Annotated in this window: 24 protein-coding genes; 20 read left to right on the forward strand and 4 right to left on the reverse strand. The window is 69.5% G+C overall.

Features of this window, described 5'->3' with window-relative positions; all coding sequences use genetic code 11:
- Window positions 1-2: 2 nt before the first annotated feature.
- Genes hmgA through MRB58_RS19705 form a run of 3 tightly spaced genes read left to right on the forward strand, consistent with a single transcriptional unit; the run spans window position 3 to window position 3,012 of the window.
- Entirely contained in the window at window positions 3-1,364 is a 1,362-nt protein-coding gene (gene hmgA / locus MRB58_RS19695; protein ID WP_244782056.1) for a homogentisate 1,2-dioxygenase, read from the forward strand.
- A 2-nt stretch (window positions 1,365-1,366) separates the two neighbouring features.
- On the forward strand, window positions 1,367-2,644 hold the full coding sequence (gene fahA / locus MRB58_RS19700) for a fumarylacetoacetase (RefSeq protein WP_244778790.1): 1,278 nt from the start codon (window positions 1,367-1,369) through the stop codon (window positions 2,642-2,644).
- Window positions 2,641-3,012, forward strand: coding sequence for a Rieske 2Fe-2S domain-containing protein (locus MRB58_RS19705; RefSeq protein WP_244778791.1), 372 nt, complete (start codon window positions 2,641-2,643; stop codon window positions 3,010-3,012). The genes fahA and MRB58_RS19705 overlap by 4 nt, the downstream gene beginning before the upstream one ends.
- A gap of 2 nt (window positions 3,013-3,014) precedes the next feature.
- Here the strand turns inward: MRB58_RS19705 and MRB58_RS19710 are convergent, their stop codons facing one another.
- Genes MRB58_RS19710 through can form a run of 3 tightly spaced genes read right to left on the reverse strand, consistent with a single transcriptional unit; the run spans window position 3,015 to window position 5,718 of the window.
- Entirely contained in the window at window positions 3,015-4,049 is a 1,035-nt protein-coding gene (locus tag MRB58_RS19710) for an alpha/beta fold hydrolase (RefSeq protein WP_244778792.1), read from the reverse strand.
- Window positions 4,050-4,084: 35 nt separating this feature from the next.
- Window positions 4,085-5,101, reverse strand: a complete 1,017-nt coding sequence (locus MRB58_RS19715) for a bestrophin family protein (RefSeq protein ID WP_244778793.1) — start codon at window positions 5,099-5,101, stop codon at window positions 4,085-4,087.
- On the reverse strand, window positions 5,101-5,718 hold the full coding sequence (gene can, locus MRB58_RS19720; protein ID WP_244778794.1) for a carbonate dehydratase: 618 nt from the start codon (window positions 5,716-5,718) through the stop codon (window positions 5,101-5,103). The genes MRB58_RS19715 and can overlap by 1 nt, the downstream gene beginning before the upstream one ends.
- 252 nt (window positions 5,719-5,970) lie before the next feature.
- On the opposite strand from can, the gene MRB58_RS19725 reads away from it, so the two are divergent.
- The 17 genes from MRB58_RS19725 to MRB58_RS19805 all read left to right on the forward strand — a co-directional run bounded on the left by MRB58_RS19725 (window position 5,971) and on the right by MRB58_RS19805 (window position 22,442).
- Complete coding sequence (locus tag MRB58_RS19725) at window positions 5,971-6,699, forward strand: Crp/Fnr family transcriptional regulator (protein WP_244778795.1); 729 nt, start codon at window positions 5,971-5,973, stop codon at window positions 6,697-6,699.
- A gap of 119 nt (window positions 6,700-6,818) precedes the next feature.
- On the forward strand, window positions 6,819-8,441 hold the full coding sequence (gene ccoN, locus MRB58_RS19730; protein ID WP_244778796.1) for a cytochrome-c oxidase, cbb3-type subunit I: 1,623 nt from the start codon (window positions 6,819-6,821) through the stop codon (window positions 8,439-8,441).
- A gap of 91 nt (window positions 8,442-8,532) precedes the next feature.
- Window positions 8,533-9,240, forward strand: coding sequence for a cytochrome-c oxidase, cbb3-type subunit II (gene ccoO, locus MRB58_RS19735; RefSeq protein ID WP_244782057.1), 708 nt, complete (start codon window positions 8,533-8,535; stop codon window positions 9,238-9,240).
- Window positions 9,237-9,470, forward strand: coding sequence for a cbb3-type cytochrome c oxidase subunit 3 (locus MRB58_RS19740; RefSeq protein ID WP_244778797.1), 234 nt, complete (start codon window positions 9,237-9,239; stop codon window positions 9,468-9,470). Before ccoO ends, MRB58_RS19740 begins: the two co-directional genes overlap by 4 nt.
- Complete coding sequence (gene ccoP, locus MRB58_RS19745; protein WP_244778798.1) at window positions 9,467-10,348, forward strand: cytochrome-c oxidase, cbb3-type subunit III; 882 nt, start codon at window positions 9,467-9,469, stop codon at window positions 10,346-10,348. Before MRB58_RS19740 ends, ccoP begins: the two co-directional genes overlap by 4 nt.
- A gap of 183 nt (window positions 10,349-10,531) precedes the next feature.
- Window positions 10,532-12,205: a cytochrome c oxidase accessory protein CcoG gene (gene ccoG, locus MRB58_RS19750; RefSeq protein ID WP_244778799.1), complete on the forward strand. Its 1,674-nt coding sequence runs from the start codon at window positions 10,532-10,534 to the stop codon at window positions 12,203-12,205.
- Complete coding sequence (locus tag MRB58_RS19755; RefSeq protein ID WP_244778800.1) at window positions 12,206-12,685, forward strand: FixH family protein; 480 nt, start codon at window positions 12,206-12,208, stop codon at window positions 12,683-12,685.
- On the forward strand, window positions 12,682-14,868 hold the full coding sequence (locus MRB58_RS19760; protein WP_244778801.1) for a heavy metal translocating P-type ATPase: 2,187 nt from the start codon (window positions 12,682-12,684) through the stop codon (window positions 14,866-14,868). Before MRB58_RS19755 ends, MRB58_RS19760 begins: the two co-directional genes overlap by 4 nt.
- Window positions 14,869-15,009: a cbb3-type cytochrome oxidase assembly protein CcoS gene (gene ccoS / locus MRB58_RS19765; protein ID WP_244778802.1), complete on the forward strand. Its 141-nt coding sequence runs from the start codon at window positions 14,869-14,871 to the stop codon at window positions 15,007-15,009. It abuts the gene before it with no gap.
- A gap of 512 nt (window positions 15,010-15,521) precedes the next feature.
- Window positions 15,522-16,772 carry an OpgC family protein gene (locus MRB58_RS19770; protein ID WP_244778803.1) on the forward strand — a complete coding sequence of 417 codons (1,251 nt, stop codon included), beginning with the start codon at window positions 15,522-15,524 and terminating at the stop codon, window positions 16,770-16,772.
- 70 nt (window positions 16,773-16,842) lie between these two features.
- Window positions 16,843-17,631 carry a 5'/3'-nucleotidase SurE gene (gene surE / locus MRB58_RS19775; RefSeq protein WP_244778804.1) on the forward strand — a complete coding sequence of 263 codons (789 nt, stop codon included), beginning with the start codon at window positions 16,843-16,845 and terminating at the stop codon, window positions 17,629-17,631.
- Window positions 17,632-17,735: 104 nt separating this feature from the next.
- Complete coding sequence (locus MRB58_RS19780) at window positions 17,736-17,975, forward strand: hypothetical protein (protein ID WP_244778805.1); 240 nt, start codon at window positions 17,736-17,738, stop codon at window positions 17,973-17,975.
- A gap of 308 nt (window positions 17,976-18,283) precedes the next feature.
- Window positions 18,284-18,649 (forward strand): DUF423 domain-containing protein, encoded by a 366-nt coding sequence (locus MRB58_RS19785; protein WP_244778806.1) that lies wholly within the window; start codon window positions 18,284-18,286, stop codon window positions 18,647-18,649.
- A gap of 1,502 nt (window positions 18,650-20,151) precedes the next feature.
- The gene (locus MRB58_RS19790; RefSeq protein ID WP_244778807.1) at window positions 20,152-20,589 is read left to right on the forward strand and encodes a helix-turn-helix domain-containing protein; all 438 of its coding nucleotides are present in this window, start codon (window positions 20,152-20,154) and stop codon (window positions 20,587-20,589) included.
- A 74-nt stretch (window positions 20,590-20,663) separates the two neighbouring features.
- Window positions 20,664-22,052: a class II fumarate hydratase gene (gene fumC, locus MRB58_RS19795; RefSeq protein ID WP_371747207.1), complete on the forward strand. Its 1,389-nt coding sequence runs from the start codon at window positions 20,664-20,666 to the stop codon at window positions 22,050-22,052.
- A complete protein-coding gene (locus MRB58_RS19800) occupies window positions 22,049-22,234 on the forward strand; it encodes a DUF4169 family protein (RefSeq protein WP_244778808.1) in 186 nt (61 codons plus the stop codon). The genes fumC and MRB58_RS19800 overlap by 4 nt, the downstream gene beginning before the upstream one ends.
- Window positions 22,235-22,268: 34 nt before the next feature.
- A complete protein-coding gene (locus tag MRB58_RS19805; RefSeq protein WP_244778809.1) occupies window positions 22,269-22,442 on the forward strand; it encodes a ribbon-helix-helix domain-containing protein in 174 nt (57 codons plus the stop codon).
- Window positions 22,443-22,533: 91 nt separating this feature from the next.
- Here the strand turns inward: MRB58_RS19805 and MRB58_RS19810 are convergent, their stop codons facing one another.
- On the reverse strand, window positions 22,534-26,454 hold the full coding sequence (locus MRB58_RS19810; protein WP_371747208.1) for an AsmA family protein: 3,921 nt from the start codon (window positions 26,452-26,454) through the stop codon (window positions 22,534-22,536).
- Window positions 26,455-26,470 lie beyond the last annotated feature (16 nt).

A 26,470-nucleotide genomic window follows, 5' to 3' on the forward strand; every position in this document is an offset into this window, starting at 1 on the left:
AGATGGAGCGTATCGCGACCGACCCGGCCACCCGCCCGCGCGTCACCACGCACGAGGGCTACATGCCCGGTTTCGGCAACGATTTCGAGACCGAGGCGCTCTACGGCGCGCTCCCGGTCGGCCGCAATTCGCCGCAGCGCTGCCCCTACGGCCTCTACGCCGAGCAGCTCTCCGGCTCGCCGTTCACCGCGCCACGCGTCGCCAACGAGCGCTCGTGGCTCTACCGGATGCGCCCGACGGTGCGCCACTTCGGCGCCATGGTGCCGGTGGAATTGCCGCTGTGGCGCTCCGCCCCGGTACGCGGCGAGGCCAAGACCCCGCCGATCCCGCTACGCTGGGGGGCGGCGCCGATCCCCGACGTACCGCTGACCTTCCTCACCGGCATGCGCACGGTGTGCGCGGCGGGCGACGCCTCCGGCCACCAGGGCACGGCGACGCACGTCTACCACGTCACCCGCTCGATGGAGGACGCCTACTTCTACAACGCGGACGGCGAGATGCTGGTGGTGCCGCAGGTCGGCGCGCTGACCTTCTTCACCGAGATGGGCATCATCGACGTCGCGCCCGGCGAGATCGCGATCCTGCCGCGCGGCTGCAAGTTCAAGGTCCTCCTGGGTGACGAGCCGGCGCGCGGCTACGTGCTGGAGAACTACGGCGCCAAGTTCACGTGCCCGGACCGCGGGCCGATCGGCGCCAACTGCCTCGCCAATCCGCGCGATTTCCTCACCCCCGTCGCCGCCTACGAGGAGAAGGACGGCACGCGCTGCACGCTGACGGTGAAATGGGGCGGCGACTTCCACGCCGGCGAGATCGACCATTCGCCGCTCGACGTCGTCGCCTGGCACGGCAATTACGCGCCGTACAAATACAATCTGCGCAACTTCTCGCCGGTCGGGCCGATCCTGTTCGATCATGCCGACCCGTCGATCTTCACCGTGCTGACCTCGCCCTCGGGTGCGGCGGGGACGGCGAACGTCGACTTCGTGATCTTCCCGCCGCGCTGGCTGGTGGCGGAGAACACCTTCCGCCCGCCCTGGTATCACATGAACATCATGAGCGAGTTCATGGGCCTGATCGAGGGGGTGTACGACGCCAAGCCCGAGGGGTTCGTGCCGGGCGGGATGAGCCTGCACAACTGCATGCTCCCCCACGGGCCCGACACGGAAGCCTTCATGAAAGGCTCGTTCGCGCCGATGCAGCCGGCCAAGCTCGACAACACGATCGCCTTCATGTTCGAGACGCTGCTGCCACAGCACCTCACCCGCTATGCCGCCGAACTGCCGAGCCTGCAGACGGGCTATCGCGACTGCTGGGCGGGACTGGCGAAGAACTTCGATCCGGCCCGGCCGGAGTGGAACGGGTAGGGATGCGCGACGAGACGCACGATCCGGCACGCGCCAGCTGGGTCGAGGGGGCCGCGGGGCACCCGGACTTCGCGCTGCAGAACCTGCCCTACGGCGTCTTCTCCGCCGGCGACGCGCCGCGGGTGGGCGTCGCGATCGGCGACCACATCGCCGACCTCGCCACGCTCGAAGCGGCCGGGCTGGTGCGTCCGGACCCGGATCGCACCGTGTTCGACGCCGCCGCGCTCAACCCGTTCATGGCGCTCGGCCCGCCCGCCTGGCTGGCGACGCGCCGGGCCCTGTCTCGGCTCCTGGGCGGGGAGGACGGACGGCTGAAGGACGACCCGGCGCTCGCCGCCCGCGCGCTGGTGCCGGCCGCGCGCGCCAGGCTCCACATGCCGTTCGCGGTCGCCGAATACACGGACTTCTACGCCTCGCGCGAGCACGCCACCAACGTCGGCACCATGTTCCGCGGCGCCGACCATGCGCTGCCGGCCAACTGGCTGCACATTCCGATCGGCTACAACGGGCGCGCGTCCACGGTGGTCGTCTCCGGCACCGACATCGTCCGCCCGATGGGACAGCTGAAGGGCGCGCGCGACCGGGCGCCGCGGTTCGCCCCCTGCGAGCGGCTCGACTTCGAGCTGGAAGTGGGCGCCGTGGTCGGCGTGCCCTCGGCGATGGGGACCCGCCTGACGACCGCCGAGGCGGACGCGGCGATCTTCGGCTACGTGCTGCTGAACGACTGGTCCGCGCGCGATATCCAGGTCTGGGAGTACGTGCCGCTGGGCCCGTTCCAGGCGAAGGCGTTCGCGACGTCGATCTCGCCGTGGGTGGTGACGGCGGCGGCGCTCGAGCCGTTTCGCGTCGCGCCGCCGGAGCGGGCGGTGCCGCTGCTGGGCTACCTCGTCGAAGAGACGCCCAACAATCTCGACCTGTCGCTCACGGTCGACCTGGCGCCGGCGGGCGGCGCGGCGCGCACGGTCTCGCGCACCAACGCGCGCGGGCTCTACTTCTCCGCGGCACAGCAGCTGGCGCACCACAGCGCCTGCGGCTGCGCGATGCGGGTGGGCGACCTCCTGGGCTCGGGCACCGTCTCGGGGCCGGAGGCGGGGAGCTGGGGTTCGCTCCTGGAGCTGGGCTGGAACGGCACGACGCCGGTGCCGCTCGCCGATGGCACGACCCGCGCCTTCCTGGAAGACGGCGACACGCTGACGCTCCGAGGCTGGTGCGAGCGGGAGGGGGCGGTGCGCATCGGCTTCGGCGCGGTCGGCGGCACGGTCCTGCCGGCGCGGCCGTGAGCGAGGCGTGGCGGCAGCTCTCCACCGCGCCGCCGGAGGGCACGCCGGTCGCTCCCGCCGCCCGGATCACCGGCGCGCACGGCCTCACGGTGCGCTCCGCCAAGGGCGACTTTCCGCTCCTCGTGGTGCGGGTCGCAGCGGACCTGCGCGCCTACGTCAACGCCTGCCCGCACCAGTATCTGCCGCTCGACTATCGCGGGCCGCAGATCCTGTCGGCGGACGGGGCGCGGCTGATGTGCACCTCGCACGGCGCGGCGTTCGATGCGGCAACGGGCGAGGGCGTCGCCGGGCCGGGGCTCGGCTGCTCGCTCGACCCGGTGCCGGTGCATGTCGACGCGGCGGGCGTCGTGCGGATCGGGACGGGGTAGGCTCAGGCGAGCGATTTCGCCGCGAGCCATCCGTCGATCGCGGCGTTCACCTCGGCCGGTTTCTCCAGCATCAGGTGGTGGCCGGCCTCGATGGTCGCTTCGGTGAGGTCGGTGCAGTCGGCGCGCATCGGCTCGGCGAGGCGGCCGGTAACGGTCTGGCACACGGTGTCGAGCGCGGCGTGCAGGAAGAGCACCGGCAGCGTCAGGCGGCCGAAGTCGGGCGCGGCGGCGGCGTAGGCGGCGTTCGGCACGTCGTTGCAGTACCAGGCGTTCGCGCCGCGCAAGCCGGTCGCCGCGAAGGCGGCGACGAGGACGGCGAAGTCGGCGTCGGGCATCAGGTGGGCGTGGCGCGGGGCGTCGGGGGCACGCCCGGCGCCGTCAAACCAGCCGCCGCGGGCGCGCACGTCGGCGGTGATGGTGGGCTTGCCTTGCGCGCGGCGCGAGCCGGAGCGGAAGAGGGCGGCCATGGTGGCGGCGATGTCCGCCTCGAAGCAGCGGGCGGCGGCGGCGAAATCCTCGCGGTAGTGCAGCCAATAGTCCCATTGGCCGACGGGGAAGGCGTCCGCCGGGTAGATCGCGCGGTCGACCAGCGGGACCAGCGTCGCCAGCGTGAAGCCGCGGGCGAGGTAGGGCACGCACATGGAGACGACGCCGCGGCAACGCGCGCGATGATGGCTGGCGATGCCCCACAGCACCGGGCTTCCCCAGTCCCGTCCGACCCAGATCGCCGGGGCGCCGCCCAGCGCGTCGTGCAGCTCGACCATGTCGGCGACGATCTCGGGGACGGCGTAGGCGTCGATCCGGTCCGGCACGCCCGAGCCGCCGTAGCCCCGCATGTCGGGCGCGACGACATGCCAGCCGGACGCCGCGAAGTGGGCGAGCTGGTGGCGCCACAGCAGGCCGAGTTCCGGCCAGCCGTGCATCAGGATCATCAGCGGCCCGCCGGGCGGCCCCGCCTCGAGGAAGGCGGTGCGGTGACGCGCGGTGGCGACGGTGCGTAAGCGGGCGTCGAGGGGGGCGTCGGGGGTGTCGCTCATCGGATCTCGCGGGTGCGCTCGGCGGGGCGGCCGGCTCAGTAGAGGACGCCGTTCACCGGTTGCAGCGGGGGCGGGGTATCGGCCTCGCCCAGCATCTGCAGGAGGTCGATTTCGATGGTGCGGGTGAGGGCGGCGATGGGGACGTCGGTCGTGCCCCACTCGAACGGATCCTCGCAGCTCTCGGAGATCTTTTCCAGAATGTAGAAGAGCCAGGAGATCAGCACGGTGAACGGCACCAGGGTGAAGAGGTACTCGACCGTGAGCATGCTGCTGCCGCTGATCTGCCGCGCCTCGCTGGCGAACGCCTCCAGCAGCGCGAGCGGCATCAGGACGATGAAGATGTAGGTGAAGATGCGGCCGAAGTGGGTGATCTGGCGCGGGAAGGGCGCGTTCTTGATCCGCTCGCACTGGCCCTGGCTGGCATAGAAGCGGCCCAGCACCTCGGCCATCTCCACCAGGCGGTTGTCGTCGAGTTTGCCGGAGGCCAGCAGGGCCTGCAGCTGCCTGCCTTGCTTGCGCACGATGTGCACGGCCGGGTTGGCGTACTTGGCGACGCCCTCGACCTCGTCGGCGGACAGGTAGGCGCGGTAGCAGTCCTTGTCGGCGACCGAGAACTGGCTGATGTCCTCCAGGCGGCGGTCGAAGATGTGCTGCTTGGGGGCGGGGCGCAGGCGCGTGTTCTTGCGCAGCTGGTAGGAGAGGGCGTTCACCCATGCGAGGTGCCGGTAGATCAGGGCGCGCGATTCCTCGGGGCTGGCGTCGGTGACGAAGGTCAGGACGTGGTTGGCCCAGATGCGGCTGTCATTGACGATGGCGCCCCAGATCTTGCGCGCCTCCCACCAGCGGTCATAGGCCGAACTCGACTTGAAGCCGAGGTAGAGCGAGACGACGATGCCGATGGTCGTCACCGGCTCGATGGGGATCTCGATCCAGCGCCACCCCAGGATCGAGTAGATGCCCACCACGAGCGTCGACCAGACGAACGACAGGAGCATGAGCTTCCACGAGTCGCGCAGGATGTGCCGGAAATCGATGCCGTGGCGGACGTACATCAGGGGGCGTCTTCGGCGTCGCGCAGGATCTCGCCGCTGGTGGTCAGCTCGCGCAGGATCCCGTCCTTCAGACTGTAGACGACGCCGTGGATGCTGAGGTCCTGCCCGCGGGCGAGGGCGTCCCGCACGATGGTCGTGTTGGTGACGTTGCGGACCTGCTCGATGACGTTCAGCTCGCACATGCGGTCCACCTGCGCCTCGCCCTCCAGCGCGTCGATCTCCTCCTGGTAGAGGCGGCGGATGAAGCGAATGTGGTTGAGCCAGTTGTCGATCAGGCCGTGGTCCTCGTCCTCCAGCGCGGCGCGGATGCCGCCGCAGCCGTAGTGCCCGCACAGCAGGATGTGGCGGACCTTCAGCACCTCGACCGCATATTGCAGCACCGACAGGCAGTTGAGGTCCGACGGCGAGACGACGTTGGCGATGTTGCGATGGACGAAGACCTCGCCGGGCGGCAGGTCGATGATCTGGTTGGCGGGGACGCGGCTGTCGGCACAGCCGATCCACAAGAATTCGGGCGCCTGCTGTTTGGAAAGATCCTCGAAATATCGCGGATTGATTTCTTTAATCCGTTCGGACCAGAGCCGATTCCGATCGAACAATCGCCTAATTTTCGCCATCGCAGCGGCTCGTTTTCGAATGAATTGTAGATCTCTTCCGCAACAATAGCGGCGCATGTTGGGCTTGCAACCCAGGAGCCGCGGGATCTGCCGGCGATGGGCGCGACGATGCTGTCGGGCCGACGGCGGATTATCGCGGCAGGACGCCGGATGGCGCAGGATTGTGCAATCGTTTGTGGTGTTCGTCGCGATCTTATAACACAGGCGTGAGGACCCGAACGTGGATCGGCGCTGCGCCGGTCGGAGTGCGCCATGAGCCTGGACATCACCGGTCTGCCTCCCCAGTGCCGTCAGTGTGGGGTGCGCAACGGAGCCTTGTGCGGCGTCCTCACACCGGACGAGCTGGGGGCGCTGAACGCATCCTCCCGTCACCGCCAATTCTTCGAGGGGCAGACGATTGTCATCGAGGGGGAGCCGGCGATCGTCGGCAATATCCTGTCGGGCGTATGCATCGAGAAGAAGTCGCTGCCGGACGGGCGCGAGCAGATCGTCTCGATCCTGTTCCCGGCCGACTTCGTGAGCGGCGACCTCGACGGGGTGTCCGACACCACCGTGCAGGCGGTGAGCGACGTGCGGCTGTGCATGCACGATCGAGCCAATTTCCAGAAGCTGCTGGAGGAGCATCAGGGCCTCCAGATGGCCTATCTCGGCCACGCGCGGCAGGAACTCAGCAACGCGCGCGAGTGGATGCTGCTGCTGGGCCAGAAGACCGCCGAGGAGCGCGTCGCGACCTTCCTGCTGCGTCTCGCCACGCGCTACACCGAGGCGGGCTGCCGGCATTATCCCATCCAGGAGGCGCGCGACGGCATGGTGTTCGACATCCCGATCACCCGTGCGCAGATCGCCGCCCACATCGGTCTGACGATCGAGACGGTGAGCCGCAAGCTGCGGGGGCTGTGCGATCAGGCGGCGATCGATCTGGTCGGCACACGAACGGTGAAGCTGAAGAACGTCGCGCGGCTGCGCTCCGTCGCGAACTGACGCGCCGGGACCGCACGAGGGGACGGTCCGCGCCACGTCACCGGAACTTGATCAAGGTCAAAGCCCCGACCTCCCGTCGCTCCTAGCGTGGCACGCATTCGCGTACCGCCGAGGAGCCCATGGGAAACGTCGCCCTCATACCGATCTTCGGTATCATCTCACTGCTGGCCGTGGTCTTCGCGGCCCTGGCGCGTGACCAGCAGTTCGCCACCCACATGTGGGTACTGGCGGCCATTTCGGCCATCGTCGCCATCTACAACGCCAAACGGGTCGATTGGGAGGCCGACGGCCGGCTGATCCTCGGGTCGTCCGACACGACGGGCTATGTCGACGGGCCGATCAAGGCCGGCGTCGTCGCGGTGATGGTGTGGGGGACGGCCGGCTTCCTCGTCGGCGTCTACATCGCGTTGCAACTCGCCTTTCCGGACCTCAACCTCGAGCCGTGGTTCAACTTCGGGCGGATGCGCCCGCTGCACACCTCGGCGGTGATCTTCGCGTTCGGCGGCTCGGTGCTGATCCTGACCGCGATGCACGTCGTCCAGCGCACCACCCACGCGCGTATGTTCGGCGGCGAGGCGCTCGGCTGGTTCATCTTCTGGGGCTACCAGGTGTTCATCGTCCTGGCGGCGACCGGCTACCTGATGGGCGTCACCCAGTCGAAGGAGTACGCCGAGCCGGAATGGTACGTCGACCTGTGGCTGACCATCGTGTGGGTCGCCTTCCTAGTGATGTTCGTCGGCACGCTCATCAAGCGCAAAGAGCCGCACATCTACGTCGCCAACTGGTTCTACCTCGCCTTCATCGTGACGATCGCGATGCTGCACGTGGTGAACAACCTGGCGGTGCCGGTCTCGCTGCTGGGGTCGAAGTCCTACTCGCTGTTTTCGGGCGTGCAGGATGCGCTGACACAGTGGTGGTACGGGCACAACGCGGTCGGCTTCTTCCTGACAGCCGGCTTCCTCGCCATGATGTACTACTACATCCCCAAGCGCGCCGACCGGCCGGTCTACTCCTACCGCCTGTCGATCGTGCACTTCTGGTCGTTGATCTTCCTCTACATCTGGGCCGGCCCGCACCACCTGCATTACACCGCGCTGCCCGACTGGGCGCAGACGCTGGGCATGACCTTTTCGATCATGCTGTGGATGCCGTCCTGGGGCGGCATGATCAACGGCGTGATGACGCTGTCGGGCGCCTGGGACAAGCTCCGCACCGACCCGGTGCTGCGCATGATGGTGATGGCCGTCGCCTTCTACGGCATGTCCACGTTCGAGGGGCCGATGCTCTCGATCAAGTCGGTCAACTCGTTGTCGCATTATACCGACTGGACCATCGGCCACGTGCACTCCGGCGCGCTCGGCTGGAACGGCCTCATCACCTTCGGCGTCGTCTACTACCTGGCGCCGGTGCTGTGGAAGCGGACGCAGCTCTATTCGATGCGCCTCGTGAACTGGCACTTCTGGCTCGCGACGATCGGCATCGTGCTCTACGCGGCGTCGATGTGGGTGTCGGGCATCACGCAGGGGCTGATGTGGCGCGAGTACAACCAGGAAGGATACCTCGTGTACTCCTTCGTGGAGACGGTGGCGGCGCTGCATCCGTACTACGTCATCCGCGCGGTCGGCGGCATCTTCTACCTCGTCGGCGGCATCCTCTTCGTCATCAACATCACCCAGACGATCCGCGGGAAGGTGGCCGGCGAGCCGGCCGCCGCGGGCCGTCGCCTCGCGCCCGCGGAGTAAGCCAGTGTCCGCTTCCGACACCAACACCACGCCCCCGCCGTCGCAGGATCCGCACGAGAGCGACAAGGCCCCGGTCTGGGACCACGGCCGGATCGAGCGTAACGTCACGCTGCTCCTGGTGCTGTCGTTCATCGTCGTCGCGATCGGCGGCATCGTCGAGATCGCGCCGCTCTTCTACGTCGACAACACGATCGAGGAGGTGGACGGGGTGCGCCCCTACACTCCGCTGGAGCTGGCGGGCCGCAACGTCTACATCCGCGAGGGCTGCTACGTCTGCCACAGCCAGATGATCCGCCCCTTCCGCGACGAGGTGGAGCGCTACGGCCACTACAGCCTCGCCGCCGAGTCGATGTACGACCACCCGTTCCAGTGGGGCTCGAAGCGGACCGGGCCGGACCTTGCCCGCGTCGGCGGACGCTATTCGGACGCATGGCACGTGCAGCACCTCGTCGAGCCGCGCTCGGTGGTGCCCGAATCGATCATGCCGAGCTACTCGTTCCTGGCGAACGCCCGGCTCGACCCGCGCCTGATCGGCGATGATCTCGTCGCTAACCGCGCCGTCGGCGTGCCCTACTCGGACGAGATGATCGAGAGCGCCGGCGCCGACATGATGGCCCAGGCCGGCATGTCGGACGACACCGACGGGCTGCTGGAGCGCTACGGCGACGCCGTCAACGTGCGCGACTTCGACGGTGACCCGCGTCATCTCAGCGAGATGGACGCCGTCGTCGCCTACCTGCAGGTGCTGGGCACGATGGTCGACCTGTCGACGTTCGAGCCGGTGCGGGAAGGGCGATGACCTACGACGCCTTCCGTCATTTCGCGGACACCTGGGGACTGGCGCTCCTCGTCATCGTCTTCGCGATGATGCTCGTCTTCATCTTCCGCCGCGGCTCCAGCGAGCAGTACCGCCGCGCCGCGCGGATCCCGATGGAGGCGCCGGAGAGCCCGGCCGAGAGCGACCAGAAGATCAATACCATCAAGGCGACCGGGGTGGACGCTCCGCCCGAGCGCGAGGACAGACCATGAAGCCGAACGGCAATCCGGTCGACGAGGTGACCGGCACGGAGACCACCGGCCACAGCTGGGACGGCATCGAAGAGCTGAACAACCCGCTGCCGCGCTGGTGGCTCTACCTCTTCTACGCGACGATCGTCTGGGCGCTGGTCTACTGGGTGCTGTACCCGTCCTGGCCGCTGCTCACGCGAGGGACCGCCGGCCTCCTCGGCTGGTCGAGCCGGGCCGACGTCGAGGCCGAGATCACCCGCGTCTCCGCCACCCGCGCCGAGCTGGACGATCGGCTCGCCGGCCTGTCGTTCGAGGAGATCAACGCCGACCCGGCGCTGGCCGACTACGCGCAGCGCTCCGGCGCCTCGGCGTTCAAGATCGCCTGCGTGCAGTGTCACGGCTCGGACGCGCAGGGCAGCCAAAAGTTCGGCTACGCCAACCTGTCGGACGACGACTGGCTGTGGGGCGGCACGCTGGACGACATCTACTTCACCATCACCCACGGCATCCGCAACGAGCAGGACCCCGACGCCCGCTTCTCCGAGATGCCGGCCTACGGGGCGCTGGAGATGCTGACCCGCGCCGAGATCCGCGACGTCGCCAACACGGTCCGCTCGCTGTCCGGCCTGGAGCACGACGAGGCGGCGGCCGAGCGCGGACGCGAGACCTTCGAGATCCAGTGCGCCGCCTGCCACGGGATGGAGGGCGAGGGGAGCCAGGACCTCGGTGCTCCGGCGCTCGACGACGCGATCTGGCTCTACGGCTCCGACCTCGAGCAGATCATTGCGCAGATCTCGAACCCGCGCATGGGCGTGATGCCGCCGTGGGGCCAGTTCTTCAGCGAGGCGGACCGCAAGAAGCTGGCGATCTACGTCCACAACCTCGGCGGCGGCCAGTAGCGCCGCGGCGGGGCGGGGCATGCGGTGATCCGCCCCGCCCTCGACCGTCCGCACGACCCGGCACGGGTTCCTCCCGCGCCGCCGGGCCGCCGGTCGGTCCGGCGTAGAATTGATCCAAATCAACGCTCGCGGCACGCTGCGGGCGTACGGCGTCGATCTCGTGAGTTTTCAGGAATTTCTGAAATGTCTGTCGCTCTGATCGGATCCCGCATCGCCTCCAACGTCCGGACGCAGGTCGCCGGTGCGGCGGGCGCGGCCGGCCCGCGGAGCACCGAACGCGGCCTCTGCGGCGCCGCGTCGGCCGTCACCGCCTCCGTCGCCGACCCCGTTCCCGGCGACGCCACTCACCCGTCCGGCGTGCGGCAATATCCGGATCAGGCCGTCAACAAGGGCAAGAAGCCCAAGCTCTACAAGGGTCGCGAGCCGATCTACCCGCGCCGCGTCCACGGCCGGTTCCGCACCTTGAAATGGGTCATCATGGCCCTCTCTCTCACCATCTATTACGCCACCCCCTGGATCCGGTTCGACCGCGGCCCCTACGCCCCGGACCAGGCAGTGCTGGTCGACCTCGCCAACCGCCGCTTCTACTTCCTCTGGATCGAGATCTGGCCGCAGGAATTCTTCTACGTCGCGGGTCTGCTGATCATGGCCGGCATCGGTCTCTTCCTGGTGACGTCCGCCGTTGGCCGGGCGTGGTGCGGCTACGCCTGCCCGCAGACGGTCTGGACCGACCTCTTCATCTGGATCGAGCGGCTGGTGATCGGCGACCGCAACGCCCGCATCAAGCTCGACCAGTCGCCGTTCTCGGCCCGCAAGGCGCGGCTGAAGATCACCGTGCACGCCATCTGGCTCGTGATCGCGGTGGCGACCGGCGGCGCGTGGATCTTCTACTTCGCCGACGCGCCGACCTTGCTGGGCCAGTTCGTGCGCGGTCAGGCCCCGGCAACCGCCTACGTCACGGTGGCGGTGCTGACGTTCACCACCTATACCCTCGGCGGCCTGATGCGTGAGCAGGTGTGCACCTACATGTGCCCCTGGCCGCGCATCCAGGCGGCGATGATGGACGAGAAGTCCCTCACCGTGACCTACAACGACTGGCGCGGCGAGCCCCGCTCGCGGCACGCCAAGCGCATGGAGCGCGAGGGCAAGGCCGTCGGCGACTGTATCGACTGCAACGCCTGCGTGGCGGTGTGCCCGACCGGGATCGACATCCGCGACGGCCAGCAGCTCCCCTGCATCACCTGCGCGCTGTGCATCGACGCCTGCGACGACGTGATGACGAAGATCGGCAAGCCGCGCGGCCTGATTTCCTACACCACGCTGCAGGATTTCGCCGCCAACACCGCCCGTGCCGCGGCGGAGGGCATGGAGGCGGCCAAGGCCAGCCAGGTGCTCCCCGGCTGGCGCGAGGTGATGCGCCCGCGCGTCTTCGTCTACTTCGTGTTGTGGAGCGCCATCGGCATCGCCATGGTGATCGCCGTCCTCGCCCGCGACCGGCTGGATCTTTCGGTTGCGCACGACCGCAACCCACGCTTCGTCCAGCTTTCGGACGGGTCGGTCCGCAACGGCTACACGGTGAAGATCATGAACATGGAGCCCGAACCGCGGGAGTTCGACTTCGGCCTCGAGGGCCTGCCGGGCGGGCTGATGTGGAGCCCCAATATCGTCGAGGAACCGGCGCGGCGCTTCGCCGTCCCCGTCGGTCCCGATCAGGTGCGCGAGTTCCGCGTCTTCGTGAAGGCCGACCCCATGGACCTGGCGGGCGACACGGTCCCCTTCACCTTCCGCACCTTCGACATCGGCGGCCGCGAGAAGACCGCGACCGAGACCGTGTTCGACACGCCGGAGCGCGACTAGATGGCCATCGTCAAGCGGGAGCGAGAATTCACCGGGCTGCACATGCTCTTGATCATGGTGGCCTTCTTCGGCGTCGTGATCGCGGTCAACGTGGTGATGGCGGTGCTGGCCAACACCACGTTCACGGGGCTGACCGCGCGCAACGGCTACGTCGCCTCGATCGACTACAAGAAGGACATCGAGAACCGCGCCCGGGCCGCCGAGCTGGGCTGGACGGTCGCCGTCGTGGCCGACCGCCACCGGATCGGCGTCGACCTGACGGACGCGGCCGGCGCGCCGCTGGTCGCCGTCGTCAGCGGTACGATCGAGCCGCTGGTGAAGCACGACCCGCCGCTGCCGCTGGAGTTCGCCGCGGTTTCGGCGGGCCGCTACCGCGCCGTCTCTCCGGTGCCGCCGGGCGAGTGGGTGGTGCGCGTCGGCATCGAGCACGGCGGCGAGCGGTTGGCCTGGCATGCCCCGGTGGAGACGGTGACGCCGTGAGCTGCTGCGCGGATCCGCGCGCCGGCTTCTCGGGCCAGTGGGGCACGCTGCCCGACGCGATCCGCGCCGCGATCACCCCGGAGGGCACCGGAGGGCGCCTCGTCCTCCATGTGCCGGACATCCACTGCGCGGCCTGCATCGCCAATATCGAAGGCGCGCTCGCCCCGTGCGGCGGCCAGGCGCGCGTCAACCTGACCCGTCGCACCGTGACGCTGGGATGGGACGCGCCGACCTTCGACCCGGCGGTCCCGGTCGCCGTCCTGCGCGACCTCGGCTATACGCCGCAGCCGCTCGCCACCGCCACCGAGGTCGAGGATCGCCGTGGCGCGGAGCTGATGCGCGCGGTCGCGGTCTCCGGCTTCGCGGCGATGAACGTGATGCTCCTGTCGGTCTCCGTCTGGTCGGGCGCGGACGGGACGACACGCGACCTCTTCCACTGGTTCTCGGCGCTGATCGCGCTGCCGGCACTCGCCTATGCGGCGCGGCCCTTCGTCCGCTCGGCGATCGGCGCGCTGCGCCACGGCCGGCTCAACATGGACGTGCCGATCACGCTGGCGATCACGCTCGCCGCCGCGCATTCGCTGGCGACGACCATCGCCGGCGGCGGCGAGACGTACTTCGACGCGGCGATCACGCTCACCTTCTTCCTCCTGATCGGCCGCCTGCTCGACCATTGGACCCGTGAGCGGGCGCGCCAGTCGGTCGGCCGCCTCGCCGCCATGCGCCCGCCGTACGCCCATGTGGTGAGTGCGGCCGGCATCGCGCCTGTGGCGGTGGAGGAGATCGCCCCCGGCGCGGTGATCGAGGTCGCGGCCGGAGAGCGCGTGCCGCTCGACGCGCGCCTGATCGGCGGGGAGGCGGCCTTCGACACCTCGCTCGCCACCGGCGAGTCGCGGCCCGAGGCGGTGGCGGCGGGCGGCGAGATCATGGCCGGCGCGCTCGCCGTCTCGGGGCCGCACCGCCTCGCCGTGCTGCGACCCTCGGCCGATTCCTATGTCGCACGGCTCGCCGCGTTGCAGGCCGCGGCCGAGAGCGTCCGCTCGCGCCACGCCCGCATCGCCGACCGGGCGGCCGCCTTCTATGCGCCGATCGTGCACCTCCTGGCTCTCGCGACCTTTGTCGGATGGCTCGCCGCGGGGGCGGGGGCGGGCGCGGCGCTGACCACGGCCATCGCCGTCCTCGTCATCACGTGCCCCTGCGCGCTGGGGCTGGCGGTGCCGGCGGTTCACGTCGCCGCGTGCGAGCGGCTGTTCCGCCAGGGCCTGGCCATCAAGGACGGCGCGGCGTTGGAGCGGCTGGAGCGGATCGACGAGGTGGTGTTCGACAAGACCGGGACGCTCACCGTTCCCTCGCTCGCCGAGCCTGCAACGCTCGCCCCGGCGGACCTCGCCGCCGCCGCCGCGCTCGCACGTCATTCCACGCACCCCGTCTCGCGCGCCATCGTCGAGGCGGCGCAGGCGCGCGGGTTGCCGCGCGTGGTCGCCACCGGCGTCGTCGAGCGGCGTGGCCGCGGCATGGAAGGCGTGGTCGACGGGGTGCGTGTCTTCCTGGGCCAGGCGTCCGCCGCCGGGGTCGTCGGCGGGGAGGGGCTGTGCTTCGTGCGCGAGGGAGCGGCGCCGCAGCCGATCGCCATCGCCGAGCAGCTTCGCCCCGGCGCCGCCGCGCTCGTCGCCCGGCTCGGCGCGGGCGGCCTCCCGGTGACGATCCTGTCCGGTGACCGGGCCGAGGCGGTCGCCCGCGTCGCCGCCGAACTGGGCGTGACCGAATGGCGCGCCGGGCTCTCTCCGTCCGACAAGGTGGCCCATCTCGCCGCGCGCCAGCGCGCCGGGGCGAACCCGCTGATGGCCGGCGACGGCCTCAACGACGGCCCGGCCCTCGCCGCCGCGACCGCGTCCATTGCACCGGCAGGGGCCTCGGACCTGTCGCGGACGGCGGCCGACCTCGTCATGACGGGGTCGTCGCTGACGGGGGTGTGGACCGCGCTCGCCACCGCGCGCGGGGCGCACCGGATCGTGGCGCAGAACCTCGGCGTCGCGGTGGTCTACAACTGCATCGCGGTGCCGGTGGCGGTGCTGGGCCATGCCTCGCCGCTGGTCGCGGCGATCGCGATGTCGTCGTCGTCCATCGTCGTGACACTCAATGCGCTGCGCCTGCTGCGCGGCACCGGCGAAGAGAGGGGCTGAATGTCGATCCTGGTTCTGCTGATCCCCGCGGCGCTCGTCCTGGGCGGCCTCGGCCTCGCCGCCTTCATCTGGTCGGTCCGCTCGGACCAGTATTCGGACATGGAGGGCGCCGCGCGGCGCATCCTCAACGACCCCGACTGAGCCCCGGCGCGCACCCCACGCCGACCTTTGCCCGCAACGACGCGACGCCGCCGGTTCCGCGGCCCTGACGGACGGGCGTTCACGGCCTTGTCAAGCAAGCGTGAAGGGAGTTCAGGGCCTCCTCGCAAATCCGTTCGTACATGATGAGTGCCACGGGCCGCACGCGCCGGACCGAGCATGCGAGGATGTCATGGCCGAATTCCGACGCCATCTCGCCGTCCGTTGGCGGCGACGAGTTCGGCGGGAGGTGTCCGCACGCACCACCGTCGGCGGCGCGGTGCGGGCACGGCGACCCCATGTCGCGCAGCGGCTGGTCCGAGAGCATGCGTCAATGCCCGGACAGGACCGTTTCGCGCGATCGCGCCTGGCCCGATGCGAGAGTGTCACAGCCGGAACTTTAGTGCCTGAGCCGAAACATGGTTCGGGGCAGGTTCAGCCTAAAGTGCTACGCAGCCGAGCCGTCAACTGGAGCCGACAATGACGCGAACAGCAGCCACCCTCGCGGACGATTCGTGAGCACGCAGCAGCGGGCGAGGCGTCCGCGCGACCTGCGGCTGGACTTCTTCCGGGGGCTGGCGATGTTCATCATCTTCATCGCCCACATGCCGCACAATCCGTGGAAGCAGTGGATCCCGGCCGCGTTCGGACCTTCGGACGCGACGGAGCTTTTCGTGTTCTGCTCGGGCATGGCCTCGGCGCTGGCGTTCGGCGCGCTGTTCCGCGACCGCTCGTTCCTGTTGGGGACGGCGCGCACGGCCTACCGGGTCTGGCAGGTCTACTGGGCGCACGTGTGCCTCTTCATCGTCACGCTGACGGTGCTTGCCCTGTTCGACCAGTGGCACGGCGACGACTTTTACACGACGCGCCTCTACACGCGCCCGATCTTCGAGGCGACGGGCCAGCATCTCGTCGCGTTCATGACGCTCCAGTACGTGCCGAATTATTTCGACATCCTGCCGATGTATATGGTCATCCTGATGATGATGCCCGTTGTCGTCGCGCTGGGGCTGCGCTCGCGCTGGGCCGCCTTCGCCTTCATGGGCGGGGTGTGGCTGCTCGCCCAGTTCGACGTGCTGCACTTCAGTGCCGAGGTGCGCGAGGGCGTGGAGCGGGAGTGGTTCTTCAACCCGTTCGGCTGGGAGCTGATCTTCTTCGTCGGCTTCAGCTTCGTGATGGGGTGGCTGAAGCCGCCGCCGCGCAGCTGGTGGCTCGTGGCCGCGTCCGTGGTGGTCCTGGGGCTCGGCGTCCTCACCGCATCGCGCTTCGGCTGGGACAACGTCGCCTGGGTGATCCCCTTTCGCCATGCCAATTCGTGGCTCTTCTGGAAGACCGACCTCGGCATCTTCCGCATCGTCCACTTCCTGGCCCTTTGCTACATCGCCTGGTTCATCGTCGGCGAGAGCGGGCGGCGGCTGGCGATGGACGGCCTCCCCGGTCGCGCGGTCGACGTGATCCGCAAGGTCGGGCAGCAGTCGCTGGCGGTGTTCGTGTCGGGGATGGTGCTGTCGCAGATCATGGGCGCGGCGCTGGACCTCAGCGCCGAGCGTGGGCCGGCGGCACTGGCGATGGCCAACATCTCCGGCTGCATCGTCCTGATCGGGATCGCCTATCTGGTGGGCTGGTTCAAGTCCGAGCCGTGGCGGCGGGAGGCGGGGGCCCCGGCCAAGCGCGTGGCCGAGCCGCGCCCGGTGGAGGCGCGCGTCGGCGAGGTGAAGGAGGCCGCCGTCAGCGCGGCGGGGGCGAAGGCGCGCGTTCCGGTCTGAGTGGAAGTGCGCGCCGGGTTGCGAGGCGGGGGCGGGCGGGTTACGCCCGCTCGCACCAACGAGGACGGCGATGCGAATCCTGATCACCAACGACGACGGCGCACGCGCCCCCGGCATCAAGCTCCTGGAAGAGATCGCCCGCGCGATGACCGACGATGTCTGGATCGTCGCGCCCGAGTTCGACCAGTCCGGCGTCAGCCACGCCATCAGCCTGCACGAGCCCTTGCGCGTCCACCGCGAGGGCGAGAAGCGCTACTTCGTGAAGGGGACGCCGGCGGACTGCGTCATCCTGGGGGTGGAGCACCTGCTCGACGCCAAGCCGGACCTCGTCCTCGCGGGCGTCAACCGCGGCGGCAACATGGCCGATTCGATCGCCTATTCGGGCACCGTCGGCGCGGCGATGACGGCGCTGACCGTCGGCGTTCCGGCGATCGCGCTCAGCCAGTATTTCCAGGGCGTCGACGTGAAGTGGGAGTGCGCGCGGGCCTACGCCAAGCCGCTGATCGAGCGGCTGCTGGAGGTGAAGTGGCCGCAGAGCGTGGTGCCCAACATCAACTTTCCGCACCGGGATCCGGGCGACATCGCCGGGGTGACGCTGTGCCATCCGGGTCACGGCTTCATCGACGGGGTGAACGTGGTGGAGCGGGTCGACGTGAGGGGCCTGTCCTACCACTGGCTGCAATTCCGCCGCTCCGCCGAGGAGGTCGACGATCCGGCGTGCGACATCAGCCTCCTGCGCGAGGGGCACATCACCATCACGCCGCTGCGGCCCGACCGGCACGGCGAGTGGAACTGGAGCGACATGCGCGCCCAGTTCGGCGACGTTCTGACCGTCGCGCCGATGCCGGACCTCGGCTGACCCGCAGGCGCGTCGTCGGGTCGATTTGCGCTTGAGCTTGGCGCCGCCGGGTGTAGGCTCGGCCTATGGGAGCGCGCTGGGTTGCCTTATCCGCGGTTCTGACGTTGCTCCACCCGGCCATCGGGTGGGGTGAGGAGGGCGCTGCGCCGCAATTCTCGCGCCCGCCCGCCAAGGAAGGCTTCTCCTACCCCGATTGCTACTGCACCGACACGGACGGCGTGCGCGTCGAACTGGGGGAGTTGTCGTGCCTGAGGCTCGGCGCCCGGCGGGTGCTGGCACGGTGCGGCATGTCGCAGAACGTCCCGGCCTGGCGCACGCAGCAGGACGGATGCCCCATCAGCTGACCCCCGTCGCGACCCGTCCGCCTCGCGCCGCGGCGAGATGGCGCATGACCGTGCTGATTCGTCGGGCGCCCGGGTGGCGCCGCGGGGTCGGCGGCCACCGTGTGATCGCAACTGTGCCATGATTTGTTGGCGCGCTGGTCACGCTGAATTTATCAGCATTATCAGCGGTTTGATGGCCGTCGACGCGGGCGCGGGCGCGCCGGGCGGCCAAAAAATCCGGACACGATGCATGGTTCTTGCTACGCGAAATGCAGCGGTCCGGCCATGAACGGCCCGGCGGCAGCGGAACGGAAGACAAGAGGACTCTGATGCGGGTTGTTGTGGTTGGCGCTCTTTATGGCGCATTGGCGGTGGGACTGGGTGCGATCGGGGCACACGCGCTCGACAGCAATTTCGTGCCGCAAGACAGCGAAATTTTCGAGAAGGCGGTCTTCTACCAGCTGATCCACGCGATCGCGATGGTGGCGATCGGCGGGCTGAAGGGGCATGTCCTGCCGATCCTGCTGGGGGCAGCATCCTGGGCGTTCGGGCTGGGCGTGCTGCTCTTCTCCGGCTCGCTCTACCTGATGGCGCTCGGCGGCCCGGCGGAGGCGATGTACGTCACCCCGGTCGGCGGCGTGCTGCTGCTCATCGGCTGGCTCATCGTCGCGGTGGCGTCGGCCCGCCGCATCTGACACGCCGGCGGGCGGCCGTCCGGATCCGCAGGAACGCCCGCCGTATCCTTTACGAGAAGCCTCGCGCGGCCCATGCGGTCCGCGCGGGACTCTGGGTGCGGCGCCCACGCTAGACGTGGAACGCTGCGGCACCGATGCGGTTGTGACGGCGGGCCGCGCGCCGCCCGCGTCGGCATCGGCCGCTGGCCCCGCAAGGCGCCGTCACATTGCGCCCTCCGAGGCGCCGTCGCATCGCGCCCTTCGAGGCGCCGTCCCGCCGCGTCCGACCCGTCCCGTGCGGGTGAGGGGCGGGTGATGCCGGGTCGATCCGGCGCCCTCAGGCGGCAAATTATCCCAGGCTAGTGAATTTTCTTCTATCGCGTATCTGGTATGCAATCATGCATACCTACTGTATGCGACCGAAGTTGTGTGACAATTACCGATAAATCGGCGGTATTATGCGTTTCTGGATCGGTCATACCGATCCGCGGGCGATCTAGCAAAAATGAATACAACCAAGGGGTGGATTGATGCGCCCCTTGCCCTAGGTGATTGTAGGGGCGATTAGGAACGATTGCGCATGAACCGGATGCGCAGGACAGGCCAACCGGCCCGAGCGTCACGCCGACAGAGCGGGTCTGTCGCGAAAGCCGGCAGGGTGGATGGGATGGGGGCGAATGACGTGATCTGGTGCCGCAGGGGAGGATTGAACTCCCGACCTCACCCTTCATACCACTTCGGCTTTCGCCGCCGCACCGGTGCGGTGCGTTTGTGGTCTGGACTATCCCTTCACCCTTTTCCACAGCGGAAGGAGGGTGCCGCCCGTCTAGTCTCTACACCTTTCCGCCGAAGCGGACTTGGCTCGGGATCGGCATTGCAGCGTTCCCCGAATTTGAGCGGTTTGCGTCCCACGGTCTCCCGTGAGCGAGGCAATTGTTACCAAGGGTGCGCTCTACCACTGAGCTACTGCGGCAACGGGGGGGTACCTAGCATCTCGATTTCCGTCCGTCCATAGCCCTGTTCGGGTCTTTCGCGTCGTCAGACGATTGCGCGAGATTGTTTCCAAGGATATGAATGTCATGCAATCCGACTTGACCGCGTGCAATGGGTGGGCCGTGTTTCTGCCGCGATGATGGTCGGATCGAGATAAAATCAGAGCCGTTTTTGCGATGCTCGCCTGTGTCGAAGTTGTGTTTGGTACAGTTCTAATAATCGCGGCCCAATCATCGCACGAACGACTTGTGCCTGGACGTGCACCAGACGACGTATATCTGGTCATATCTTTCGGTAACTTTGTGTAGAGACTGGTCATTCTTGGGTTGTCCTAGGCGGACGTATCCGGTAGTTGCACAGCAGCTAACTTGTTGTGGATGTTGCGTTTCACCGCCGGCACCCGCAACAACGTCCCAATTGCCAGTTTCAAGGCAGCCGGTTCGATGCCGACGACCAACGGCCGGTGGGATGCATGTGATCGCGCGAAGAGGACGTGGGAAATGTCGACAGCCGTAAGCGAGCCAAGCCAAATGAGTGAGCCGCGCTCCGAATCTGTTCCCAACCAGAGGTCGGCAAACTCCGTCGACGGGCACGTGGGATCACGTGTTCGCCTGCGCCGCCTCGAGTTGGGCCTCAGCCAGGAAAAGCTCGCCGAGCAACTCGGAATCACCTTCCAGCAAGTGCAGAAGTACGAGCGGGGGACCAACCGCATCGGCGCCAGCCGCCTGCATCAGATCGCCATCGTTCTGCAGGCGCCGATCACCTACTTCTTCGAGGGGGCGACCGATGCGGGCATCTCCCGCGTCAATGATGCCGCACCGCTCACCCAGGCGCTCAGCGACCCGGCCACCGTCCGTCTGGTGCGCGCCTTCGCCAACATCTCCGACCCGCAGTTGAAGCAGAAGGCGGTCGGCATCATCGAGGCCATCGCCGAGACGCCGACGCCCAAGAACGGCACCGACGGGTAGCCGGTCCACGCGGAAGAGCGTTGGACCCCCGGCGAAAAGTTGGTAACTGACGCGGGCACGCATGAGGCCCGCTGATGACCACCCGCACTGAAACGGATTCCTTCGGTCCGCTCGAAGTCCCGAGCGAGCGCTACTATGGCGCCCAGACCGCCCGTAGCCTGATCAACTTCAAGATCGGCGAGCAGAAGATGCCCGCGCCCCTGGTGCGAGCGCTCGGCGTCGTCAAAAAGGCCGCCGCGCTCGCCAACAAGGAGCTCGGCAACCTCGAGCCGCGCCTCGCCGACGCCATCGCCGACGCCGCCCAGGAGGTGATCGACGGCAAGCGGGGCGAGGACTTCCCCCTCGTCATCTACCAGACGGGCTCGGGTACCCAGTCGAACATGAACGCCAACGAGGTCATCGCCAACCTCGCCATCGAGCGGCTGGGCGGGACGATCGGCTCCAAGGACCCGGTTCACCCTAACGACCACGTGAACCGCTCGCAGTCCTCCAACGACACCTTCCCGACCGCGATGCACGTCGCCGCGGCCGAGGAGGTGACGCACAGCCTCCTGCCGGCGATGAAGCACCTGCGCGACGCGCTCGCCGCGAAGCAGGCCGAGTTCGACGACATCATCAAGATCGGCCGCACCCACACCCAGGACGCCACCCCGCTGACGCTGGGCCAGGAATTCTCCGGCTACGTCGCCCAGATGGACTACGCGATCGAGCAGGTGGCGGCCTCGCTCTCCAGCCTCTATCCGCTGGCGCAAGGCGGCACCGCGGTCGGCACCGGGCTCAACGCCAAGCCCGGATTCGACACGGCGGTCGCGGCCAAGATCGCCGAGATCACCGGCCTGCCCTTCGTCACCGCGCCGAACAAGTTCGCCGCGCTCGCCGGGCACGACGCGCTCGTCGCCGCCCATGGTGCGCTGAACACCGCCGCCACCGCGCTCTTCAAGATCGCCAACGACATCCGCCTCCTGGCGTCCGGCCCCCGCTCGGGCCTCGCCGAGCTGTCGCTGCCGGAGAACGAGCCCGGCTCCTCGATCATGCCCGGCAAGGTTAACCCCACCCAGTGCGAGGCGATGACGATGCTGGCCTGCCGCGTGTTCGGCAACCAGACGACCATCACCGTCGCCGGCAGCCAGGGCCATTTCGAGCTCAACGTCTACAAGCCGGTGATGGCGGACGCCTTCCTGCAGTCGGTCCGGGTCCTGGCCGACGGCTGCATGAGCTTCACCGATCACTGCGTCGTCGGCATCGAGGCCAATCGCGACCGGATCCAGGACCTGATGGAACGCTCGCTGATGCTGGTGACGGCGCTGGCGCCCGAAATCGGCTATGACAACGCGACGACCATCGCCAAGACCGCGCACAAGAAGGGCACGACCTTGCGCGAGGAGGCCGTCGGCGGCGGCTACGTCACCGAGGAGACCTTCGACCGCGTCGTGCGGCCCGAGTTGATGACGGGGCCGAAGTGACGGCCGAGGTCGTCAACCTGCGGCAACAGCGCAAGCGCCGCACCAAGGATGCCGAGCGGGAGGCCGCGGCGCAGAGCCGCTCCCGCCACGGCCGCACCGCCGCCGATCGCAAGAACGACACGCTGAGCAAGGAGCGCGAGAATGCCCGGCACGAAGCGCACAAGCTCGACCGGACTTCATAAGCGCTCGGTCACCTTGCACGGCCACGCGACCAGTGTGGCCCTCGAACCGGCGTACTGGGATGCGCTCCAACTCTGGGCGCAGGACGAGGGCGTGTCGCTGGCGGCGCTGATCGCCTCGATCGACCGCCGGCGCGAGGATGGATCGCTCGCCTCCGCCCTGCGCCTCGCCGTACTCGCCTACGCCTTCGCCCGCGACCCCAGCCGCTGACCCGGCCGCCGCAAACGCGGCGGCTTCGCCCGTCCTTTAGGCGGCGCCTTCGCCCGCAGCACCGCCCGTGCCGCCGGCGTTCGCCGAGGCGCTATTGCGGAGCGGTGCCTTCCGTCGCGCGGTCCGGCGCGCGCGGCGCCACGTCGGCACCGCCGAGGCCGAGGGTCCGCTGCAACTCGTCGGCGACGCGCTGGCGTTCGGCGCGGCGGGCCTCGTAGGCGGTCATCTCCGAATCCAGCTCACGCACGCTGCGGATATAGGCGCCGACCGGATCGGCCGTCGCCGGCGCCGCTGCGGCGGTGTCGTCCGCGGCCGCGCCGGGCGTTCCGGCCGGGGCGCGGGCGTCCTGCGGAGACGGCGCCGGGATCGGCGGGAACGGGGATGCCGGCGCGTCGGGGTCCGGCTCGCCGGCCAGCGGGTCGATCTCCTCCGCCGGCGATGACGGGACGGTGGCCGGGCCGGCGTCGGCGTCGGCCGGTTGGCGCGCCGTGCCTGGCGCCGGGGCGCCGTCCGGTCCGCCGGTGGCGGGCGACGCCTCGAGGGGCGGCGCGACCGGGTCGGCCGGGGGCGCCGGGGTGGGGCCGGCGCCGAGCCGGTCGAGCGCCTCGGAGGAGGGTGCGCTTTGTGCGTCGGCCTCGGCCTTCAGCGCCTCGTTGTCGCTCTCGACGGCCTCCACCTGCCGCTCGATGCTGCGCAGCGCCGCCCAGGTGGTGAGGCGCGAGACGTCGACGCTGCGCTGCGGCGCGCCGAGCGGCCCGGAGAAGGTCACCCCGATCGGCACCGCCGGCGTGCCCGAGACGATCGTGCGCAGCGCCAGATCGCCGCGCATCAGCCACGCGCCGAGGTCCACCGTCGCCGCCTCCACGCTCAACGGCAGCGTGGGATCGAAGCGCACGTTGCGCAGCCGCACGACGCCGCCCTCGATGGCGACGTCCGCCCGCAGCGCCTCGAACCGCGTGTCGCCGGCGCCGAGGTGGTCCAGGAAGTCGGCGCGGACCCGCGCTTCGTCGGGTGCGGCGCCGGAGTCGTCGTCCCAGTCGAACGGGGCCGGGTCGAAGCGGTCGAACCGTCCGTCGGCGACGGCGAGCGTCCCCGCCCCGTCGAGCCCGCTGACGAGGTCCGCCACGGTGTAGCCGGATGTGGAGAAGGTGCTGTCCAGCGTCAGCGTCCCCTCGGCCACCGGTCCCTCGCCGACCCGCCACACCAGGGGCGCCAGTTGCGCCCCGGCCAGCGCGAAGCTGCCGAAGACGCGCGCCTCGGCCCCGGAGCGGTCGATCCGCAGCGACCCGCTGGCGGTGCCGCCGGCGAGGGTCCCGCGCGCCTCGGTGAGGGTCAGCCGGTCGCTGGCGAGGTCGAGCGTGAAGGCGGTGTCAGTGACGGTGTTGCCGCCGAGGACGAGGGAATCGGCCTCGATCGCGAGGGAGATCGGAAGGTCCGGTCCGCCGCCACGCATGAAGGCGGCGCTCGGCCAGCCGGTGTCGGCCGGCGTCCAGGCGTCCGGGCCGAGGAGCAGGGTGGTCAGGGCGGCCGCATCCAGCGTCGCCACCTTCAATGTCCCGCCGACCGCGGTGCGGCCGACCTGCAGGGCGCCGCTGACGGCGACCCCGTCCACCGTTCCGCGCAGGGCGCCGAGTTCGAGTGCGTCGCCGGTGCTGACGTCCGCCTCCAGCGTGAGGCCGGCGATCGCGGGGAGCGCCACGCCGGTGACGGTCGCGAGCGGACCCACCTGCTCGGCAGCGAGGCTGACGTGACCGTCGAGCGATGGGGTCTCGCCGGTGCGCACGGTGCCGGTGTAGCGGACGGACGTGCCGAAGGCGCTGGCCGACAGGTCGGCCTCCGCCCCCGTGGCAGGGGTCCCGTCGAGCGTCAGGCTCACGGTGCCGGGGCCGGGGGCCTGGGGCGGCACCAGCCCGAACTGCTGCGCCAGCGCCGTTCCGTCCGGGTTGGCGAGGCGCAATGTGAGCGTCGTGGGCCGCTGCGTCCAATCGGCGCCGACGAGGTCGCCCGCGGCGGCGAAGCTCACCTGCGTCCCTCCCGCGGTGCCCTCCAGCGAGACGGCGAGCCCGGGCGCATCGGGCGCGGTGTCGCCGACGATGCGGAAGCTGAGATTTCCGGGTGCCAGATGCGGCGCGATGCCGGCGAAGCGGCGGGCGGCGGGGCTCAGCGGAAAGAGCTGCCGGGCGCTGGCGGCGAGCGCATCTCCGTCCAGCACCTCCAGCGTGCCGTTGATGGAGCCGATCGGCTCGCCGGTCAGGTCGCCGAGCTGCCCGACCGCGAACAGCGAGACGCCGCCCAGCCGCTCCGCCTCGATCGCGTCGATCTGGAGTGTCCCGTCGGCATAGCTGGCGTCGACGTTGAGGGTCGCCCCCTCCACCGTGCCGATGAGGATCCGCCCGACGGTGAGGTCCAGCGTCATGTCCGTCCCCTCGGACGGGATTAGGCGGTCGGGCAGGATGGCCCAGGCCTCCAGCACGTCGTCGACGTCGACGATCGGAGCGCCGAGGGAGACGTCGATCCGCCGTCGCTCGCCGGTGCGGCGCATCCGCCAGCTGCCGTTGGCCCGGCTGTCGCCCACGCGGAGCGACAGGCGCCGCGCGTCGAACGCGGCGGCGGTGACGTCGATGTCGGCCTCGATCAGGATCGGGTCGACGATGCCGCCGGAAAACTGGTCGCCCGACCACCAATGCGCAAAGATCGAGGGCTGCGAGGCGGAGACGCGAACCGCGCCGGAGTAACCCTCCGCGGCGATCCGCCCGGTGGTCTCGACATGCGTGTCCCCCGGAAAGAGCGCTTCGGCCCGTTCCACCTCCAGCCCCGTCGCCCCGGTCGCGAGGCGCAGCGAAACGTCCCGCGTGACGGCCCCGCCGGCGAGGAGGGTGCCGATGTCGATGTCGGCCGTCAGGGGGTGGTCGGGAAGCGGCAGGGCGGCGATCCCGGCGACGGCGGGGGAGAGGTGGCCCACCACGCGGGCGAGCATGTCGGCCGGAATGCTGGGGCCGTCCCCCTCGCGCAGCGCGCGGTCGACCCGGTCGAGGTCGATCTGCCGGGCCTCCAGCACCACCGCGATCGGGTCGGAGCGGGTGAGGTTGTAGGTGGCACGGCCGGTGAGCTGGAGCGGCGTGTCGCCGGCGCCGTAGGTGAGCGTCGCGCGCCCGAGGCGGAGGGCCACGGGATCGAGCGCCATGTCGCCCTGGATCGACCAGGGGACGGTCTCGGACGTGCTGGTGAGCGCGAACGCGCCCGCCAGCCCCGGCGCGGCGGACTGGGGCGAGAGCGCGCCCTCGAACGTCACCGCGATCGGCGTCGCCTGCGGGGCGAGGCGGGCGGAGACGGGGATGGTCCCGTCCGTCAGCGCGCCGGCGGCGATGGTGATGTTGCTGGTGGTCCCGCCGGTCGCCACCGTTCCCGCGACATTGAACGGCCCCCGCAGCGATCGGGCACTGCCGGAGAGGTCGACGCGGTCGATCATCCGCCGCACGCCGGTCCGTTCGTCCACCACCACCAGCGTCGCGTCGCTGACGGCCACGCGGTCGATCATGACGTTGGCGACGTCGAAGTAGGCGGCGATGGTGCGCTCGGCGGCGAGGTCCGGCAGCTCCATCCGCCCGCTCGGTGCCACGCGTGCGAACACCGTCGGCTGCTCGACGGTGAGGTCGACGATGCGGATCTCGCGCTTGATCAGCGGCGTCAGCTCGATCTGCATTTCGACGCGCCGCGCGGTCATCAGCGGCCGGTCCACGGGGCCGAGGGTCACGTTCTCGATCGTGACCCGCGGACGGGGCAGGAGGCGCACGTCCGCCTCCCCGGTGAAGCTCACCTCGGCACCGAGGGCGCGCTGCGCGGTGGCCTCGATCTGGGTCCGGTAGGCGGTCCAGTCGATGAAGATGGGGCCCACAACGGCAGCGGTCAACGCCAACACAATGGCAACCCCGACGCTGATTATGAACCAATTCACGCAGTTCACCTCGTTTTCGTCAGGCTCACCGAGACCCGAGCCCGAATGGCACGGCACATGCGAAGGTCATGCC

Source organism: Acuticoccus sp. I52.16.1, assembly GCF_022865125.1.
GTDB lineage: Bacteria > Pseudomonadota > Alphaproteobacteria > Rhizobiales > Amorphaceae > Acuticoccus.